Origin of the sequence: Bradyrhizobium sp. AUGA SZCCT0158 (genome assembly GCF_018130065.1) — a bacterium.
Classification (GTDB): Bacteria; Pseudomonadota; Alphaproteobacteria; order Rhizobiales; family Xanthobacteraceae; genus Bradyrhizobium.
In genome coordinates this window covers 53,999-73,375 of record NZ_JAFCME010000026.1, presented here as the reverse complement: position 1 = coordinate 73,375, position 19,377 = coordinate 53,999, and the positions used below count along the sequence as shown (strand labels likewise).

The window sequence follows — 19,377 nt, the reverse complement described above, 5'->3', positions numbered from 1 at the left end:
TGGAAACAGCGGCGCGGATGAGAATCGCGCCCGTCAGGATATGGGCAAACCTATGAACGCGATCTTGCCGGGTCAAGCGCGGTCACGTCGAGATGATAGGATGCCAGCGCCGCGTCCAGCGCGGGGGCGGAAATCTCCATCAAATCAGGCGTTTCGGTCCAAAGCAGCGCGGCCCGGACCGGTAGCTGGGGATAAAGTTTGGCCAGTACCGCCCGGTAGAGCGCGAGCTGGCGGACATAGCCCCGGGGAGCCTCGGCAGCCAGCTTGGGCGGGGCGTGGTTGGTCTTGTAATCGACGATCAAGACCTCCCATTCCGTCACCACCAGCCGGTCGATCTGCCCGGAAACCAGCGCCGGCCGCTGCCCGGGCCGGTCGAGCCGGCCCACGATCGAGACCTCGGCCTGGCTGCCCGGCGCAAAGGCGTGCGCAAAGCGCGCATCCGCGATCAGCGCGAGCGCTTTTTCCGCCAGCGTGAGCCGTTCGTCCTCGGTCCAACCATCGGCGTTGCGGGCGAGGTACGACAGCGCGGCCTCGCGGCGGCGCTCGGCGGCGATATCGGGCAGCGACTGCAGCAACCGGTGCACCAGCGTGCCGCGCTTGAGCGCCCTGGCGCGGGCGAGGATCGATTCGCCTGACCGGACCGGATGGCTGTCGTCGTCAGCGGGATCGGACGGGCGCAGCAGGCTTTCGGCGGCCGCCTCTGATGGCGCCGGTTGCTGAAGCCAGGATGGCAGCTCGGTCGGCGTTTGGCGTGAAGGTTCAGCCGCCGGGCCATCCGCGGGCGCAACATCATCGGGCCGCGCATAACGCTTCACGACGCCGTTCGGTGTCTGGATTTCCTGGAGTTGCAGCTCGGAAGTGGCGAGGCCCTTGGTGATCAGATCGTACCAGGAAAATTTGCGCACGGAATTCATGTTGCCGGGCATGCAGCCGCCAACGATCAACCGGTCGGCGGCGCGCGTCATTGCGACATAGAGCAGGCGGCGGTATTCATCCTCGGTATCGCCGATCATCGCCGCGCGCGCATTGACGATGGCCGAAGGGTCTTCGGCCTTCCGTCCGGCCCAGACCACGATGCCGGGACCATGCGGGCCAGCATTGCCCTGCGGCAGATGGATCAGCTTCAACCGCTGGGTATCCGCAGGCGATGTCGTGGTGTCGACCAGGAACACGACGGAGGCCTCAAGTCCCTTGGCGCCGTGCACGGTCATGACACGGACTTCGTCGCGCGAGATTTCCATGTCGCGCTTCACCTCGGTATCGGCCGCGCGCAGCCACGCCATGAACCCCTGCAGCGAGGCCGGTGCCTTGCGCTCATAGTTCACCGCCAGTTCCAAAAATTCATCGAGCGCGTCATTGGCTTCATGGCCGAGCCTGCGCAGGATGCGCGCACGGCCGCCATCGCCGCCGAGCAGCCAGGCATAGAACGCGAACGGCGTTTCGCTCACGAAGCGGCGTTCGCATTGTTCGAGCCGCTTCAGTGCCCTCGTGAACCGCTCGTCCGCCGCCGCGTGCGCTGACAATGCGTGGCGCAGCGATCCCCTGCGCTGCCAGGCCAGCTTGAACAGATCGTCGTCGTTAAGGCCGAACAGCGGGCTTTTCAGCGCCACGGCTAACGCCAGATCGTCCTGCGGCAGCAGCAGCGCATCGGCGAGGTTCATGAGGTCGATGACCGCGATGTGCTCGGTCAGCTTCAGCCGGTCGGCGCCCGCAACGGGAACGTTGGCGTGTTTCAGCGCCTGGATCACGGCATCGAACGCGTTGCCGCGGCGCCGCACCAGCACCAGCATGTCGCCATAGCGCAGCGGGCGTCGGCTACCGCTGCTGCCGGTCATGGTACCGCTCTCTACCAGCGATTTGATCTCGGCCTGAATCCGGCGGGCCAGCTTCACCTCGGGGCTGGTTACCGAGACGCCGTCGAACGGCGCGCGCCAACCCTCAAGGTCCTGCTTGTCGTCGGCGACAGCCAGCTCCCAGAGATCGATCAGGCTGGGACCTGCGTCTTCGAGCGAATAGTGGATCGGGTAGCCATTATCGACCGCATGGATGCTGCGGTAGATGTCCTGCTCGCGAAAGACGTGGTCGACAGAGTGCAGGATCGCCGGTCCCGAACGGAATGAATAGTTGAACGAGACCGGGTCGAATTTCAGCCCGGCATCCTCGAATTTCTTCTTCAATGCCCGGCGGCGCAGGTCGAATTCGCGGGGAGCTGCGCCCTGGAACGAAAAGATCGACTGCTTTTCGTCGCCGACCGCGAACACGGTGCGCGTCACGCCGTCGCGCGCCCCGGCGCCCGAGGTGAATTCGGAAATGATGTGCGCGACGATGTCCCATTGCCGCGGACTTGTGTCCTGCGCCTCGTCGATCAGCACATGATCGACGCCGCGGTCGAGCTTGTAGTGTACCCAGCCGGAGGAAACGCGATCGAGCATCGCCAGCGTCTTGTCGATCAGGTCGTCATAATCCAGCAGGCCGCGTTCCAGCTTCTCGCGGCGGTAATTCGCGGCCGCCGCGGTTGCGATGTGCAGCAGCGCCTCGGTGCGGTCGCGGGCAATTATGGCGCGACGGCGCTCGATCAGTGGAGTGATGCGAACGATTTCGGATTCGAACAGACGGCCAACGGCCGGATTGTCTCGCACGAAATTCTTCGTCACTACCGATTTGCGGAGCGTGCGCTCGGTGTCGGTGAGGAATACGGACAGATACTCGTCCACCTGCGCCGCGCCGGAAAAAGCCAGCGCCCCGCGAAACTGCGTCGCTTGTCCCTGGTCGGTTTTGCTGCCGGTGTCCAGGATCGTCGCGATCTCTTCCCAGCGCGATCGCGGCAGGTTCGGGCCATCGATGATCTCGCGCTCGACGGCATCGATCCCGTCACCAGGAACGATGCCAAGCGCCGCGTTGACCTGTGCGGCGGCGGCCTGCGCGCTGCCGGCAAGATCCGTCCACGCCATGAAATGATCGCGGCTGAGGCACGCCTCGCGCACGACATCCTTGAAAGTAACGTCGGCCGCGCTCGCCATCGCCGTCATCAGCGCGCGCCCCGTCGCGCTTTCAGGATTGTGCGAGGCCTCCAGCAGCACCGCGAGGTTGGCGCGCTCCATCATCTCGTTCTGGTCGCGGTCGTCGAGCACAGCGAAACGCGCCGGCACGTTGGCCTCGAACGGGAACTGCTGCAGCAGCCGCGTGCACAGCGCGTGGATGGTCTGCACTTTCAGTCCGCCCGGCGTCTCCAGCGCGCAAGCAAAGAGCTGCCGCGCCGACTTTCGCAATTTTGCATTGGGGTTCGCAATTCCCGCTTCCCTGATCGCGGCATCCAGCGAAGCATCGTCGAGCGTCACCCAATGGCCGAGCGTCGAGAACACCCGCTCGGCCATATTGGCGGCGGCGGCTTTTGTAAAAGTGATGCAGAGGATTTTCTCCGGCGCCACGCCGCCAAGCAGCAGCCGGATCACGCGCTGCACCAGCACATGCGTCTTGCCCGAGCCGGCATTGGCCGACACGAACGAGGACGCCGCCGGATCGGACGCGCGCGCCTGGGTGTCGCGCACATTGGGGGGAATTGCGCGGGGAGCCTTCACCATTCCTCGATCCCCAATCCACCGGCTGCGGACCATTCCTTGATCCGGGCGAGATCGTCATAGGCGCCGTAGCGGTTCGACCACATCGACAGGTTCAACGAGGTGTAGGCCTGGTTCTCGTCCTCGAATTTGCGGATCAATTTTTCCAGCTCCAGCCGCGCATAATCCGCCGCCTCGTCCGGCGGCTGCGGCGTGTCGTTGTTCCTGATCTTCAGCTCCAGCGAACGGTGCTCGCCCGGCGGATTGTTGCCGCTGAGCCTGACATAGGCGAGTTCGGCGACGGACGAATCGGCACCGATATCCTTGAAGCCACCTTCGCGCAGGATCGCGGCTTCGAGCGTGAGCTGCGGCGACAGCCCCATGCGCACCTGCTTTCCCGTCGGCGGCTGTCCGGTCTTGTAGTCGAGGATCGCGAAGCGACCGTCCTGGCGCTGCTCGATGCGATCGGCGCGGGCGGAGAGGATGAAAGTTCGCGCGTTTTCGAGCGGGATCCCGATCTCTCCCCGGATCTCGGCATCGATCCTCGCGATGTGATCGCGCCGCGCCAGTTCCCATTCCGCGAACCATGCGGCGATGCGCTGAAAGCGCGGCCACCACAGCGCCCGCGCCTCGGGGCGCTCCATCAGCGGCGCAAAGAATTTCTCGCCGATGCCGCGTAGCGCGAGCGCAGGTTGGGGAGGCAGCGCATCGGCGAAGGTCTTGGTGAATTCGCCGAGCGCCTCATGGATCGCCGAGCCGCGATCAGCCGCTGACAGCGGCATGTCGACGGGATCGAGCGGGTCGAGCCGCAAAATATACTTTGCATAGATCGTGTAGGGATCGCGCAGCCAGTCCTCGATCGCCGTCACTGACAATTTCAATGGGCGTGTCTCACGCGGCGGCTTTGGCGCAGGCTGCGGGATCGGCTCAATCTTGGCCGGCCGGTCGAGTTCGGCGGCGAAGCGGACGTAATCCTCACCGGCTCGCGTGGCTTGCTTCCAGCGTTGTTCGCCGGCGACGGCCTCCAGGCGGTGCAGGAAGCGCGAGGCCACCGCCGGCGCGCCGCCGACTTTCGCCGAATGGGTCAGGATCACGTCGGTGTGGCCGAGCAGTTGCGCGAAGTCATGCGCCGATAGCCCGATGCGCCGCTCCGGCAGGTCGAGGCCGAGTTCATGCCGCATCGGCCGGCTCAACCACGGATCGATCCGCGGTGACGGCGGCCAGACGCCTTCGACCAGCCCGCCCAGAACGACGCGATCGGATTCGGTCAATCGGGCTTCGAGCTGGCCGTAGATGTGCAGATGCGCGCTCGCCGATTCCGGCCGCCGCACCATGCGGTCGGCGAAGGCGGTCTGGAACAATTCGGGATAATCGCCGAGCTGCACCATCAGCCCGCTGGGCTTCTGCTCGTCCAGGAGATCTTCAAAAGCCGAGGCCAGCGCCGATCCCTGGGCGCCCTCGAACACGATGACGATGCCGTTCTGATCGGAAGACAGTGCGATCAGCACCTCACGGTGGCGATGCGCCAGTTCAGCGAAATCGTACGTTCTCGATGACGCCATGCTTTCCAGCGGTGACAACGCTTTCTGGAGAGCAGCAATGAGCGCTTGCGCCTGGTCGAGATCTTCGTCGCGCAATTTGGCGCGTTGCTCGGAAGCGTGGAGCGAGGATGTCTCGCTACCCCTGAGCTTCCTGAGTTCGGTGCGAAAACGGTCAAAGTCCCGCGCCAGCCCGCCGCTGCCCGCTGGCGGCCGTGTGCCGCGCAGCAGCGCCAGTTCCAGCACCTCGATGGCATGCTTCAGCGCAGCATGCGCGTCGCCCAGCCGAAACAGCGGATGCTTCATCAGCGCCAGCAAGGTCGGCGGCTCCAGCCCCTTGGCCGCCGTCTCTGCCACCAGCCGGGCAAAGATGCCGGCGGACGTGTCCATCAGCGCATCGCCGCTGGAATCGTCGAATTGGAGGTTCCAGCGGCCGAGTGCGGCCATCACCCGCCGCGCCAGCGCACGGTCCGGCGTCACCAGCGCGGCCGATTTGCCCAGATGCCGCGCTTCGCGCATCGCCACTGCGATCGCCAGCGCCTCCATCTCCGGATTGGGCGCGGCGACCACCGCGAGGTTTTTCATGCCGCCCGAAATCCTTGCGGCAATATCCGGCTGCTCCAGCCGGTCATGCCATTGCTCGGTTGCGGTCGATGGCCGCATCGTCTCGGAAACCAGCACGTCGCGGCCATCAGGCGCGGGCGTGCCCAAAATCTCGACGTCGCGGCGCTTGATACCGAACCGGTTCAAGAGCCCTTGCATGGCGAATTGCGGATGGTTCGAGGCCGGCGGCGTGGAGAATTTGCCCTGCGCGTCGCGCACGCCACCGATGGTCTGCCAGGCCGCGTCATCGAGATCGGTATCTAACCCCGGCAGCACCACCGCGCCCAGTTTGAGCCTGGCGACAACGTTCAGGAATTTTGCGGTCGCGGGCATCGATCCGGTCGAACCGGCCGCGATCACCGGGCCCTTGTGGTGCGCAGTCAGGCGCGCGGCTTCGGCGTCGATCAGAAGGTCGCGTCGCGCCGCCGGTTCGATCCGTCCGATTTCGTGCAAATGCTGCGGCCACGCCTTGCGCGCGATGCGCAGGAATTCCAGCGAATGCTGCCAGTATCGATCGAGCTGGTCCGGCACCAGTTTGTCGAGCGCATTCCAGTCGACGCCGCGGGTGACCATGTCGTCCATCAATCGCGCCAGATCGCCCGCCAGTGCCAGCGTCGAGGCCGGGCCGCCGATCACCAGCGGCGCGGAGACCGGCGTTTTGGCCCACGCCGCCACCAGATGGGCCAGCGTCAGCCGCCGCTCGAGTTCGCCGAGCCGCGGCGGAATGTCGAGCGGGGCCACGCCGCCGAATTGTTCGGAGCCTTCGGCGAACGCTAGTTCGTCCTCGTCGATATCGCCGAGCGCTACGATGCGCGGCAGGATCGCAGCATCCGTCTTCATCTCGTCGAGGAAGATTTCCCGCGCCATCCGGCCGGCGCGTCGGGTCGGCAGATAGAGCGTCGCCTGCGCCAGGTTCAGCGGATTGTGGCGCGCCTCGAATCCATCGACGAGCCGGCCGTCGACCAACGCCGATATGACGGTGCGCAGAAGCGGCACGGATACGGGAACGCTGAAAACGCGCATGGGCTGCCTGATTCGAGGTCAGCGCAATATAGGGAGTGATGGCTCAATGGTCATGGGTGTGCTGGTGACCAACTCTCCACGTCGTCCCGGCGAAGGCCGGGACCATACGCCGCGGCCTATCGATTTGCCGAAAGTGGATGCGACCGCCTCGCATAACCACAAAAGCTTGTGGTTATGGGTCCCGGCCTTCGCCGGGACGACGAGGGTGAGTTACGCCACGCTCTCCAGATACGCCTCTTCCGCGGCCTGCACCGCGTCGGGGGTTCCGACATGCATCCAGACGCCGTCGAGCCGCAGGCCGAACAGCCGCTCCTGCTCATTGGCCTGGTCGAACAATTTCGTCAGCGAGAACTCGCCCGCGGGCGCACCTGCAAACAGCGACGGCGACATGATCGCGGCGCCGGCGTAGACGAACGGCACCACCTGATGTTCACGCCGCTTGCGCAGCGCGCCGTCCGGCAGCATCGAGTAATCGCCGCGGCCGCTGTAACCGATGCTGCTGGTGGTCGGCGCCATCAACAGCAGTATATCCATGCGCGCGGGATCGAAGGTCTCGGCCAGCCGCGTCAGATTGGGCCGCACGCCGTCGATCCACATGGTGTCGGCGTTGAGATGGAAGAACGGCTCGTTGCCGAGCAAGGGCAGGGCCTTCACGACGGCGCCGCCGGTGCCGAGCACCTGATCGCGTTCATCGGAGATGGTAATGCGGGGGCGGGTCCGGGAGGCGGTGTGCTCGATGATCTGGTCGGGCAGGTAATGCACGTTGACCACGGCTTCGCTGACGCCGGCGGCAGCCAGCTTGTCCAGCACGTGATCGAGCAGCGGCTGGCCCATCACGCGCACCAGCGGCTTTGGCATGTGATCGGTCAACGGGCGCATCCGCAGGCCGAGACCGGCGGCGAGGACCATGGCTTTCTTTGGCGTGACGGACATTTATGGAATTTCTCGAAACGGATCAGCGCTTCGGATCATATCACGGTGATTCGGCTGATCCAGCGACTGTGAGGCCATAGTCATTGCAGATGACGACTGTAAGACGACGCTGGCGCGGCGGGACTCATGCTCCGGCGGTCTCCGCGCCGCGCTTGCCGGCCGTCTTTTTCTTCTTGTCGCCCTGCTTCAGGAAATTGACGCCGATCTGGTCGCCATTGACCCAGGCCAGTTCGCAGCGGCGGTAGGCCAGTCCCGTGGACGACAGCAGCAGGAAGAATTCCTTCAGGTGCAGACCCTCGACGGAGCCTTCCACCGTCAGCTTGGCGCCGGTCTCGGAGACGTCTTCCATCACGCATTCGCGCCGCCAGGTGCCGTCGATGCCCATCATATGCGCCGGATAACCGCGCTCGAATGTGACGCGATCTCCCTTGCGCCGTTCTGATGTCGCCATCGCCGTATTCCCGGATTTGAAGCAGCCGCTCGCACGCACGGAGCATAGGCTTCGCCAGATTAGAGCCGGGTTGGCTAACAAGTGGTAAATCAGGCGACCGGCGGCGGCACGTTGGCGGCGTACCATTCGCGAAAACCCGCCAGGGCCGGGTGGGCCAATGAACGAGTAAGATAGGTCCAGATCCGCGGCTGATGGCGCAGATATTGCGGCTTGCCGTCGCGCCCGTTGAGCCGCGCGAACGTGCCGAGCAGGCGGGTATTCCGCTGCGCCGACATGATGGCGTATAGCTCGGCGAAGCTGGCCGGATCGAAGTTGCTGTCGGCTACGCGCCGCGCCTTGATGTAGCGGGTCAGCAGCGTCAGCTCGAGCGCCTCGGGCACGTCGATCCGCGCGTCCTGCAACAGCGACACCAGGTCATAGGCGGCAGGTCCCAGTACGGCGTCCTGGAAATCGATGATGCCGACCCGCAGGATTCCGGAACGATCATCGAGCCAGATGATGTTGGGGGAATGGAAGTCCCGGATCACCCAGGTTCGTGGCGCGGCCGACGGTTTCTTCAAGAGGTCCCGCCACATCGCGACGAATTCGTCGCGCAGCTTCTGGCTTGGCTCGACGCCGCGATCGGGCATGTACCATTCGAGCATCAGCCCCATCTCGACCAGCCACGCTTCGGTGTCGAATACGGGAATGGCGTGGGTCGATTGCAAGGTCAGCAGCAGGATGTCCGGCAGCGGCTCGCGATGCAGCGCCGCCAGCATGTCGGTCGCGGCCTCGTAGCGCTCCACGATCGGCTGCGGCGGATCGCCTTCGACGATGCCGGCGTGGCCGAAATCCTCGGTGATCAGGAAACCGGCATCGAGGTCTTGGTGGCGGATAGCCGGCGCCGAGAAGCCGCGTTCGCGCAAGCCATTGGCGATGGCGACGAACGGCTTGACGTCTTCGGCCAGATGCACGGCGGCGCTGTAGGACTTTCCGTCATAGATCGCCGGGCCGTCCGGCCGCTTCGGCGAATTCATCAGGATGGCGGTGCCGTCCAGATGCAGCCGCGCATAGGAGCGCGTCGAGGCATCGCCCGGCATGCGCTCGCGTTGCGCTCCCATAAAGCCTGAGGTATCGAGGAACTGGCGCAGCGCCTTGAGCCTTTCGACCTGCGCCGCCGCCTTGCCATAGCCGGTAAACTCGGCGGCGCGCGCGCTGGATCCGAGCGCGGGACGATGGCTGAAGGCGATGTCGATGCGGTCGTCCGGCAGCGCGTCGGCTGCGCGCTCCGGCCATTCGATCAGCGCCAGCGCGCCCTCAGGCAGCGGCGACAGGCCGATTTCCTCCAACTCGCTCGCATCGTTGATGCGATAGAGATCGGCATGAACGATCGGAAACGGCTGGTCATAGCTTTGCGCCAGCGTGAATGTCGGGCTCGGCACTTCCAGCGTCTCGTCGCTGGAGAGATAGCGGATCATCGCCCGCGCCGCGGATGTCTTGCCGGCGCCGAGATCGCCCGACAGCGTGATCACATCGCCCGGGCCAACCAGCAACGCAAGATCGGCCATCAGTTGCGCGGTCGCGGTCTCGTTCGCGAGCGCCACCGAGAATGTCGCTGATACGGTCATTCGGCGGCGTTGCGGTGGGCGTTCTGGTCGATCGGAAAGTCGCACGTGACCGTCGTGCCCTTGCCGAGCTCCGAATCGACCCGCACCTTGCCGCCGTGCAGTTCGACAAAGGAGCGCACCAGCGACAGACCAAGCCCTGCGCCGCGGTGCCGCGAGCCGTTGGAATGGCTCTCGAACCAGTCGAACACCTTGTCCTTGACGTCGGGCGGGATACCCGGACCGGAATCTGTGACGGTGAAGATGACGCGATGCTCGTTGCGCCGCGCGCTGATGCTGACGGTTGCATCATGCGGCGAGAAGCCGACGGCATTGGCGAGCAGATTATAGAGCACCTGCACCACGCGGCGTTCGTCGCCGGTGAAGTCGCCGATGCTGGGATCGATGTCGACCCTGAGTTCGATGCGGTCGGTGGCGAGCCGGTCCTGAATGCCTTCTCTGGCCTGCTCGATGGCTTTGGCGATGTTGACCGGGCCGAGCTCGAGCTTCATGGCGCCGGCGTCGATGGTGGCGAGATCGAGGATGTTGTTGGTCAGCGCCAGCAGCGCGTTGGTGGATTTGGTGACGTAGTCGAGATACTCGGCCTGCTTTGGCGTCAGCGGACCGGTCGAGGGATCGCTCAGGAAGTGCGCGAAGCCGATGATGGTGGTGAGCGGGGCGCGCAGCTCGTAGGACACGTGGTGGACGAAATCGACCTTCATCTGGTCGGCGGTCTCGAGCGCCTCGTTGCGTTCGCGCAGCGCGCGCTCGACATTCTCGGTGTCGGTGATGTCCTGGAAGGTCAGCATGGTGGCGCCGTCCGGCAACGGCATGGTCATGCAGGTCAGCACGCTGCCGTCCTTGCGCTCGAGCTTCAGCGCCACCTGCGCCCGGTTGCCGATCGCGGTAATCGCCTCGCGCAATGCGCGCCAGGTCAGGGCGTCGTCGAACAGCGGCTTGCACCAGGTTTCCACGGTCTCGATGTGGGGCTGCTCGCGCAGCTGCTCTTCCGACAGCTTCCAGATCTTGGCGAAGGCGGGATTGAACAGTTCCACCCGGCCATTGCTGCCGAACACCGCGACCGCTTCGGCGAGATTGCTGAGCGTCTCGTGCTGCACCCTCGTCAGCCCGTCGAACCGCCGCGCCAGATCGAGGCTTTCGGTGACATTGTCGAACAAATAGGTGACGCCGCCTTCGAGGTTCGGCGTGGTGACGACGCTGACCGCGCGGCCGTCGGGCAGGAACCAGGTGTAGGTCTCCGGCTCGACCGCGCGATAGGCCTCGTGCAGCTTGGCTTTCCAGGCCCGGAAGTCCGGCTGCTCCGGGAGTTTGCGCGTGGCGCGCAGCCGGTCGAGCACACTGGAATCGTCGGGCTGGCCGTCGAGGAAGGTCTGATCGAGGCCCCACAGCCGGCGGTAGGATTCGTTGTAGAAGGCGAGCCGGCGCTGGGCGTCGAATACCGCAACCCCCGACGACAATTGGTCGAGGGTACGGCGATGCGCCTCCACCATCCGCTGCAGCGCGGCGCGCAGCTGGGTCGCCTCGCTGGCGTCGATCGCGATGCCGGCGCTGCCGCCGCCAAGCTTCAAGGCCTGCACGTCATAGATCCGTCGTTCGCCGCTGACGACGATCGGCAGCCGCGCGCTGAAGCTGGAACTGTCGTTCAAGGTCCGGCTCATGTCGGTGCGCTGGTCGGTTTCCAAAAGTTCGAGGTTGCGACGGACGACATCGGCGACGCTGGTTCCTTCGGTCGCTCGCACATAGGCCGTATTGGCGTAGCGCAGATTGCCCTCGGGGCTCTTGGCCCAGATCGGCCAGGGCGCAGCCGCGGCGAAGTCACGCAGCAGCTCGGTCTCTTCCTGCAGCGTCTTGTAGCGCAGGTTGGATTCGGCGAGTTCGCGGCGCAACCCGCCAAGTTCGCGAATCCGAACAACGGCTTGGCCACCGATGGCGCGGCCCATCGCCTCGATCGCGCGGCCGTTCGAGGTCGAGAGGTTGAGCAGAAAGCCTTCCCCGGCCTCGCGCAACGCATCGACGGCATGGTCCATCTGCAGCGCCGGTTCCGGGGGCAACCAGGTTCCAAAGGCGAGGATCCGCTGCGGTGAATTTTGCAACGCTTCCTGCGAGATCAACAGCGCGGTGTCACCGCTGATCTGGGGCCGGCTGTCGCCTGCGGCCCAGGAGATCAGAACTTGCGGCTCGGCGAACAGCAGCGCCCGCAAGCGGTCGGCCTGCACCTGCAGATCGGCGATGTCCTGGCGCAGGCGGACCTCGGTGCGGGTCGCCTTGACGCGGGTGCGCATCAGCAGGATCGCCGCCACGACGGTAAAGCCGAGCAGCGACAATGCCGTGGTCAGGACCGCGAATTCCTGCTGATTGAGGTCGAGCCAGGCCGAAATCACCTCGGAGAGCGGTAAATCGCCGGCCAAGGCCGGTTCCGATACGAGGGATAAAGCAGAGGCGAGCGCAATCATGCCGTGACGTGCCAGTGAGGTGCACGACAGCAGGTTTCGACGCATCGCCGCGACTACGCCCGACATGATTTGCCCCAGAACGCACGACTTCAGGCCCGGCGCTAACCCCCGCCGTGCACGAATCGAGTGAGAGTATCCCCAACGTGACTCCGTGGGTAAGAGTCCAGACCGTGAACGTGAATCTGGCTGTGCAAAAATGGGCGGATAACGCTCCCGCTCAGCGCCCGGTCGAGCCGAAACCGCCGGCGCCGCGGTCCGTGGTCGATAGCGTGTCGACCTGGACCAGTTGCGCCTGCGTGACCGGCGCGATCACCATCTGCGCGATGCGTTCGCCGCGCCGGATCGGGAACGGCGCCTCGCCATGGTTGATCAGGATCACGTTGATCTCGCCGCGATAATCCGCATCCACCGTGCCGGGCGTATTGAGGACGGTGACGCCGTGCTTTGCCGCCAGCCCCGAGCGCGGCCGCACCTGTGCCTCGAATCCCCTGGGCAAGGCGATGGCAAGGCCGGTGGGCACCATCGCATATTTGCCCGGGGTGAGGATCAGCGGCGTTTCCGCCGGCACCGCCGCCAGCAGATCCAGCCCCGCGGCGTCCGCGCTCTGATAGGCCGGCAGCGCCAGGCCCTCGGCGTGCGGCAATTGCATGATGTCGACCTTGACCGTTGCGCTCACGAATTCTTCTCCAGTGATTTTGCGATCCGCGCCACCAGTTCGGTCGCGACCTGTTCTTTCGTCATGACCGGCCAGGAGTCCACTTCAATATTGTCCACTGCAATGTTACCGGCGCCGATTTCTTTGCCGGCGCGCTGCAGCAGGTGCACGGTGTTGCGGTCGCCGCCCATCACGCCGGTTGCCGGCGACACGTCATTGGCGACGATCCAGTCGCAGCCCTTGCGCGCGATCTTGGCTTTGGCATTTTCGATCAGATGCTCGGTCTCGGCGGCGAAGCCGATCACCAGCGGCGGCCGCTTGTCCTTCATTTTTGAAATCGTAGCCAGGATGTCGGGATTTTCGACCAGCTGCAGCGGCGGCATGCCGGCCGATGTCTTCTTCAATTTCTGCTCGCCCTCATTGGCGACGCGCCAGTCGGCCACGGCGGCGGCGAAGATCGCGATATCCGCCGGCAATGCGGCCTCGACCCGGTGCAGCATGTCGCGCGCCGATTCGACCCGGATCACCGTCACCCCTGCGGGATCGCGCAAGTCCACCGGGCCGGACACCAGCGTCACGTCGGCGCCCGCGGCCTGCGCCGCGGCGGCGATCGCAAACCCCTGCTTGCCCGACGAGCGGTTGGCGATATAGCGCACCGGATCGATCGGCTCATGGGTCGGGCCCGCTGTTATCAGCACGCGTTTTCCCAATAGCGGACGCGGGCGCGGCGGGCGCAGGATGTCTACGGCGGCAGCGGCAATTTCCACGGCCTCGGACATCCGTCCGACGCCGGCCTCGTTGGTTTCGGCCATCTCGCCGGCATTGGGGCCGATCATGGTGACCCCGTCGCGCCGCAGCTGCAGCACGTTACGGCGGGTGGCGGCGTTGTTCCACATCAAGGGGTTCATCGCCGGCGCCAGCAGGATCGGCTTGTCGGCAGCCAGCAGGATAGCGCTGGCGAGATCGTCGGCATGGCCATGCGCCATCTTCGCCATCAGGTCGGCCGTCGCCGGTGCGACCACGATCAGATCGCATTCACGCGCCAGGCGGATGTGACCGGCGTCGAATTCGCTGCCGGGGTCGAACAGGTCGGTATAGACGCGCTCATGCGACAGCGCGCTCGCCGACAGCGGCGTGACGAATTGCTGCGCCGCCTTGGTCAGCACGCAGCGCACCTCGATGCGCCGCTCCTTCAGCCGCCGGATCAGTTCGAGCGATTTGAAGGCGGCGATGCCGCCACCGATGATCAGCGTGACGCTGGCCTGATTGGCCGCATCGGCGATCGCCGGCGCGCGCGCGGAGGCTTCCGCAGGCGACGCCATGGAGGCAGACGGCGAGCCGGGAAAATCGGGGCGGCCCTGGATGAGTTCGCCCAGGATGACCCGGACTTCCTCTTCCACGGAACGGCCGTTGCCGGCGGATCGCAGCCGCAAATAGGCCTTTACGGCGTCGTCGAGCTTTCGGATGGTGAGGCTGGCCATGGGTCGCTCCAGGCAGGCATGATGTCAATGCTAGCATAGGATGCATGCATTGCAATCATATTTGCCGGACGGCCACTAGAATCCCGATGAAGGTCGCCGCGATGATCCAGAGCGCCACGGTGCGCCAGCGGCTCTTGCGCCCCTCGGCCCTGCCCAGCGCCGCAATCGTCTCCGGCGACAGCGTGACGCCCTCCCGGGTCATCTTCTCCAGTTGCTCCAGCACCGCCACCGAGCGCGTGGCGATGGCCGGCAGGCCCGTCAGCACGCGGCCAAGATCGCCCGCGCCGGACACCGCGCCCTGGATGCGGCCTATGGGTCCGAGATTGCGCTCGATCCATTCGCGCACAACGGGATCGGCGACCGTCCAGATATCGAGCTTGGGATCGAAACCGCGCGCCACCCCTTCGACCACCACCATGGTCTTTTGCAGCAGGATCAGTTCGGGGCGGGTCTGCATGTCGAACAGCCCGGTGACCTCGAGCAGCAAGGTCAGGAGCTTCGCCATCGAGATGTCTTCGGCGATGCGGTTGTGGATCGGCTCGCCGATGGCGCGGATCGCCTGCGCGAAATTCTCCACCGAGTGATGGCCCGGCACATAGCCGGCCTCGAAATGCACCTCGGCGACGCGGCGATAGTCGCGTGTGATGAAGCCCAGAAGAATTTCGGCGAGGAAGCGCCGCTCCTTCGGGCCAAGCCGGCCCATGATGCCGAAATCGACGGCGACCAGCCGGCCGGTGTCATCCAGGAACAGATTACCGGGGTGCATGTCGGCATGGAAGAAGCCGTCGCGCAGCGCGTGGCGCAGGAAACTCTGGATCACCTTGCGCCCGAGATCGGGCAGGTCGACCTGCGCTTGTGCGAGGCGCGCGTGGTCGTTGAGCGCGATGCCGTCGATCCACTCCATCGTCAGCACGTTGTGGGTGGTGCGGTCCCAATCCACGGCCGGCACGCGGAAATCCGGATCGTCGCGCGTATTTTCCGCCATCTCGGACATCGCGGCCGCTTCCAGCCGCAAGTCCATCTCCATCGCGACCGAGCGCGACATCGTGTTGATGACCTCGATCAGCCGCAGCCGGCGCGCTTCAGCCGAATGCGCTTCGGCATTGTGCGCGACAAAGAAGAAATCAGCGAGGTCGCGGCGGAAACGCATGGCGACATTGGGGCGTAGCACCTTGACAGCGACCGATTTACGAACGCCATCGCGTGCGACTTCGCCGCGATGCACCTGCGCGATCGAAGCTGCGGCGACCGACGGCCCGAGGCTCGCAAACGCCTGCGCCACAGGGCGTTCCAGCGATGTCGCAATGACGGCCTCGGCCTCGATCTGTGAAAACGGCGGCAGCCGGTCTTGCAGGGCTTCCAGGTCGCGCGCCATCGCGACGCCGACCACGTCGGGCCGTGTTGCGAGAAATTGTCCGAGCTTGAGATAGGCGGGACCAAGCCGGGTCAGCGCCCGCGACAGCCGCGGGCCGGATTTGGCGCCGGGCCGCTCGATGATCCGCGCCAGTTTGAGCGCCAGTTGCCCGGGTGGCGGCACCAGGCTCGGATCGACCACGCCGAACACGCCCTCGCGTGCGAACACAAAGCCGGCGCGGACGAGCCGCGCGATGTGGGTCGCCGCAGAAATCACAAACGCCAGCCCGAATGCAGCGCCACGATACCGCCGGACAGGCTTTCCCATTTCACCCGCGAAAAGCCGGCGGCGCTGATCATCTCGGCAAAGGCGTTGGGTCTCGGAAATTTCCGGATCGATTCAACGAGGTATTGGTAGGACTCGGCGTCGCCGGTCACGGCGCGGCCGAGCGGCGGGATCACCTTGAACGAGAAAAAGTCATAGAGCCGGTCGAGCCCGGGCACATCGACGGTGGAGAATTCCAGGCACAGGAATCTGCTGCCGGGTCTGAGCACGCGATAGGCTTCCTTCAGCGCGGCATCGATCCGCGGCACGTTGCGGATGCCGAACGCGATCGTATAGGCGTCGAACGTGCGATCCGGAAATTCCAGCGCCTCGGCATTGCCCTCGACGAACGAAACCTGCTGGTCGAGATGCCGCGCCAATGCACGGTTGCGGCCGACGCCGAGCATCTCGGTATTGATGTCGCAGACCGTGGCGTGGAAGCCCGTGCCTGCCGCCTTGGCGGCGCGGAACGCGATGTCGCCGGTGCCGCCGGCAACATCCAGCAGTGCGAACGGCGCATCGCCCTTCGGCGGATTGAGCTTGTTGATCATGATGTCTTTCCAGGCCCGGTGCAGGCCCGCCGACATCAGATCGTTCATCAAATCATAGCGCGACGCCACGCTGTGAAACACGTCGTTCACCAGCGTCTGCTTGTCCCCAAGGGGGACGTCCCTGAAGCCAAAATGCGTCGTTTGGTCCGGCCGATCCATCAACTTATCTCCATGGCCTGACCATAGCGCGCCCGCCGCAATGGCGCTATCACGTCACCTTCATAAGGTGAATACCTGCATGCCTGAATTACCCGAAGTTGAGACCGTCCGCCGCGGCCTGCAACCCGCCATGGAGGGGGCCAAAATCGTCAAGGCGGAAGCCCGGCGGAAAGATCTGCGGTTTCCCTTTCAAAAAGACTTTATCGCGCGGCTGGAGGGCCAGACCGTGACCGGCCTTGGCCGCCGCGCCAAATATCTGATGGCGGACCTGACCTCGGGCGACGTGCTGCTGATGCACCTGGGCATGTCCGGCTCGTTTCGCGTGCTGGAAAACGGCGGCAGCAAGAATACACCCGGCCAATTCCATCTCCCGCGCAGCGAAGACCGCGCCCATGATCATGTCGTGTTCCACATGTCATCGGGCGCCTCTGTCGTGTTCAACGACCCGCGCCGCTTCGGTTACATGAAGATTATCGCCCGCAACGCGCTGGAGGATGAGCCGCTGCTGAAAGGGCTCGGTCCCGAACCGCTCGGCAATGAATTTGACGCGTTGATGCTCGCGCAATCCTGCCACAACAAGAAGACCAGCCTGAAGGCCGCTTTGCTCGACCAGCGCGTGGTGGCGGGACTTGGCAATATCTATGTCTGCGAAGCGCTCTATCGCGCCCATCTGTCGCCGCGCCGGCTCGCCGCAACCCTGGCGACGAAGAAGGCCGAACCGACCGAACACGCCAAGCGCCTGGTCGGCTCGATCCACGATGTCTTGAACCAGGCGATCAAGGCCGGTGGTTCCTCGATCAGCGACCATCGCCAGACCTCAGGCGAGCTCGGTTATTTCCAGCACTCGTTCCAGGTCTATGACCGCGAAGGCGAGAAATGCCAGACCGCGCGCTGCGGCGGCATCGTGCGGCGCTTCGTCCAGAACGGCCGCTCGACCTTCTGGTGCCCGAAATGCCAGAAGTAAAACGCGCCACGCGCCCCTGCCGTACAACAACAAAGAAACAGGAAACACCATGACTAACTGGCGGGATCGCGCGGCCACCACTTTTCAATGTCAGAAGCAGCCGGCGACTTCCAGCCGCGGCATGGTGGTGAGCAATCATCCGCTGGCCTCGAGCGCGGGAGCCGAGATGCTGGCGGCCGGCGGCAACGCCATCGATGCGGCGATTGCGACGCTGTTCACGCTGACGGTGGTCGAGCCGATGATGGTCGGCATCATCGGCGGCGGCATGGCGCATATCAGGCTTGCGGATGGCAGCCATCGCTTCATCGATGGCCAGAGTTCCGTGCCGCTTTCGGTTCGTCCCGACACCTACAGATCAAAGCCGGGTTCGGCGCATGACGTGTTCGATACCGTCGGCAGCGAAAACCTCAACGGCCCGAAAGCGGTCGCAACACCGGGCTCGCTGAAGGCCTGGTGCGAGACGCTGCAACGATTCGGCACCATGAGCCTTGCCGATGTGATGCAGCCGGCAATCAAGCACGCCGCGCGGGGCTATGCCGCGACGCCCTATCTGCACGAATGCATCAGCGACAGCGCGGCTGAGATGCTGAAGGACAAGGCGATTTCGGCGGTTTTTCTGCCGAAGGGGACGCCGCTGAAACCCGGCGAGCGGGTGGTGCAATCGGAATATGCGGAAACGCTGACGTACATTTCGCAGCATGGCGCAGCGGCGCTGTATCAGGGGCCGCTCGGCGATATCCTGGTCGATTACATGAAGGCGAACGGCGGCTTCATCAGCCGTGAAGACCTCACCACCTACAGGACCGTCGAGCGCCAGCCAATCCGCGCCGACTATCGCGGCTGGCAAATTATGGGGCCACCGCCGCCCGCGGCCTCCGGCGTGCACATCGCGCAGATGCTCAACATTCTCGAAGGCTACGATATCGCCCGACTTGGGTTCGGCTCGGCGGAAACGATCCACTACCTCGCCGAAGTGCTGAAGATCGCATTCGCCGACCGCGCAGCGGCGAGCGGCGATCCGGATTTCGTCAACGTACCGGTGGAACGGCTGACGTCGAAGGCCTATGCCGCGGAGCGCCGCCGCGCGGTCGATGCGGACCGCGCGCAGCCATGGAGCGCCCGTGTCGCGCAGCTCGAAGGCGCGCACACCACGCATATGACGGCGGCGGATGCGTGTGGCAACGTGGTCGCGACCACGCAGACCATCAACAATCTGTTCGGCGCCAAGATCATGATCCCCGGTCTTGGCGCCGTGCCGAACAATTACATGAACCTCTACGATCCCCGGCCCGGTCATGCGCTGTCGCTGGCGCCGGGCAAGCGCGTCACCACCTCGATGTCGCCAATGATGGCGCTGCGCGACGGCAAGCTGGTCTATGCGCTCGGCCTGCCCGGCGGAAAGCGGATCTTTCCGAGCGCGATGCAGGCGCTGATCAATCTGATCGACCATGGCATGAGCCTGCAGGAAGCCGTCGAGGCGCCGCGGGTCTGGACCGAGGGCAATGCGCTTGAGGTGGAATCGGCGGTGCCGGAAAGCGTTCGCGCCAAACTCACAGCCATGGGTCACCGAGTGCAGGCGGTGCCGACGGTGGCCGGTGGCATGAACGCAATCCAGTTTCATGACGACGGCCGGATGTCGGGCGCAGCCTGCTGGCGAGCCGACGGCACACCGATCGGCATCGCGGGCGGCCTCGCGCGCGCCGGTGTGAGGTTCGGGCTGGCGTAAA

The 19,377-nt window shown here is 65.0% G+C and carries 12 protein-coding genes; 2 read left to right on the top strand and 10 right to left on the bottom strand.

The window, feature by feature from the left end; genetic code table 11:
- Positions 1–50 precede the first annotated feature (50 nt).
- The 10 genes from addA to ubiE form a co-directional block, all read right to left on the bottom strand.
- A complete protein-coding gene (addA, locus tag JQ574_RS28485; RefSeq protein ID WP_212210024.1) occupies positions 51–3,581 on the bottom strand; it encodes a double-strand break repair helicase AddA in 3,531 nt (1,176 codons plus the stop codon).
- Positions 3,575–6,721: a double-strand break repair protein AddB gene (gene addB / locus JQ574_RS28480; protein ID WP_212210023.1), complete on the bottom strand. Its 3,147-nt coding sequence runs from the start codon at positions 6,719–6,721 to the stop codon at positions 3,575–3,577. Before addB ends, addA begins: the two co-directional genes overlap by 7 nt.
- A 210-nt stretch (positions 6,722–6,931) precedes the next feature.
- Positions 6,932–7,654 carry a nucleotidyltransferase family protein gene (locus JQ574_RS28475; protein ID WP_212210022.1) on the bottom strand — a complete coding sequence of 241 codons (723 nt, stop codon included), beginning with the start codon at positions 7,652–7,654 and terminating at the stop codon, positions 6,932–6,934.
- Between the two features lie 124 nt (positions 7,655–7,778).
- Positions 7,779–8,105 carry a PilZ domain-containing protein gene (locus tag JQ574_RS28470; RefSeq protein WP_212210021.1) on the bottom strand — a complete coding sequence of 109 codons (327 nt, stop codon included), beginning with the start codon at positions 8,103–8,105 and terminating at the stop codon, positions 7,779–7,781.
- Positions 8,106–8,194: 89 nt separating this feature from the next.
- Positions 8,195–9,712 carry a tRNA (adenosine(37)-N6)-threonylcarbamoyltransferase complex ATPase subunit type 1 TsaE gene (gene tsaE, locus JQ574_RS28465; RefSeq protein ID WP_212210020.1) on the bottom strand — a complete coding sequence of 506 codons (1,518 nt, stop codon included), beginning with the start codon at positions 9,710–9,712 and terminating at the stop codon, positions 8,195–8,197.
- Positions 9,709–12,228 carry a PAS domain-containing sensor histidine kinase gene (locus JQ574_RS28460; protein WP_212210019.1) on the bottom strand — a complete coding sequence of 840 codons (2,520 nt, stop codon included), beginning with the start codon at positions 12,226–12,228 and terminating at the stop codon, positions 9,709–9,711. The genes tsaE and JQ574_RS28460 overlap by 4 nt, the downstream gene beginning before the upstream one ends.
- Before the next feature lie 151 nt (positions 12,229–12,379).
- Positions 12,380–12,838, bottom strand: a complete 459-nt coding sequence (gene dut / locus JQ574_RS28455) for a dUTP diphosphatase (RefSeq protein ID WP_212210018.1) — start codon at positions 12,836–12,838, stop codon at positions 12,380–12,382.
- Positions 12,835–14,298 (bottom strand): bifunctional phosphopantothenoylcysteine decarboxylase/phosphopantothenate--cysteine ligase CoaBC, encoded by a 1,464-nt coding sequence (coaBC, locus tag JQ574_RS28450; RefSeq protein ID WP_212210017.1) that lies wholly within the window; start codon positions 14,296–14,298, stop codon positions 12,835–12,837. Before coaBC ends, dut begins: the two co-directional genes overlap by 4 nt.
- Positions 14,299–14,353: 55 nt before the next feature.
- Positions 14,354–15,928 (bottom strand): 2-polyprenylphenol 6-hydroxylase, encoded by a 1,575-nt coding sequence (gene ubiB / locus JQ574_RS28445; RefSeq protein ID WP_212210037.1) that lies wholly within the window; start codon positions 15,926–15,928, stop codon positions 14,354–14,356.
- A complete protein-coding gene (gene ubiE / locus JQ574_RS28440; RefSeq protein ID WP_212210016.1) occupies positions 15,925–16,686 on the bottom strand; it encodes a bifunctional demethylmenaquinone methyltransferase/2-methoxy-6-polyprenyl-1,4-benzoquinol methylase UbiE in 762 nt (253 codons plus the stop codon). The genes ubiB and ubiE overlap by 4 nt, the downstream gene beginning before the upstream one ends.
- 79 nt (positions 16,687–16,765) lie before the next feature.
- Between ubiE and mutM the strand changes: the two genes are divergently transcribed.
- Both mutM and ggt read left to right on the top strand, forming a co-directional pair.
- On the top strand, positions 16,766–17,650 hold the full coding sequence (gene mutM / locus JQ574_RS28435) for a bifunctional DNA-formamidopyrimidine glycosylase/DNA-(apurinic or apyrimidinic site) lyase (RefSeq protein ID WP_212210015.1): 885 nt from the start codon (positions 16,766–16,768) through the stop codon (positions 17,648–17,650).
- A 49-nt stretch (positions 17,651–17,699) separates the two neighbouring features.
- The gene (ggt, locus tag JQ574_RS28430) at positions 17,700–19,376 is read left to right on the top strand and encodes a gamma-glutamyltransferase (protein WP_212210014.1); all 1,677 of its coding nucleotides are present in this window, start codon (positions 17,700–17,702) and stop codon (positions 19,374–19,376) included.
- Position 19,377: the final 1 nt, after the last annotated feature.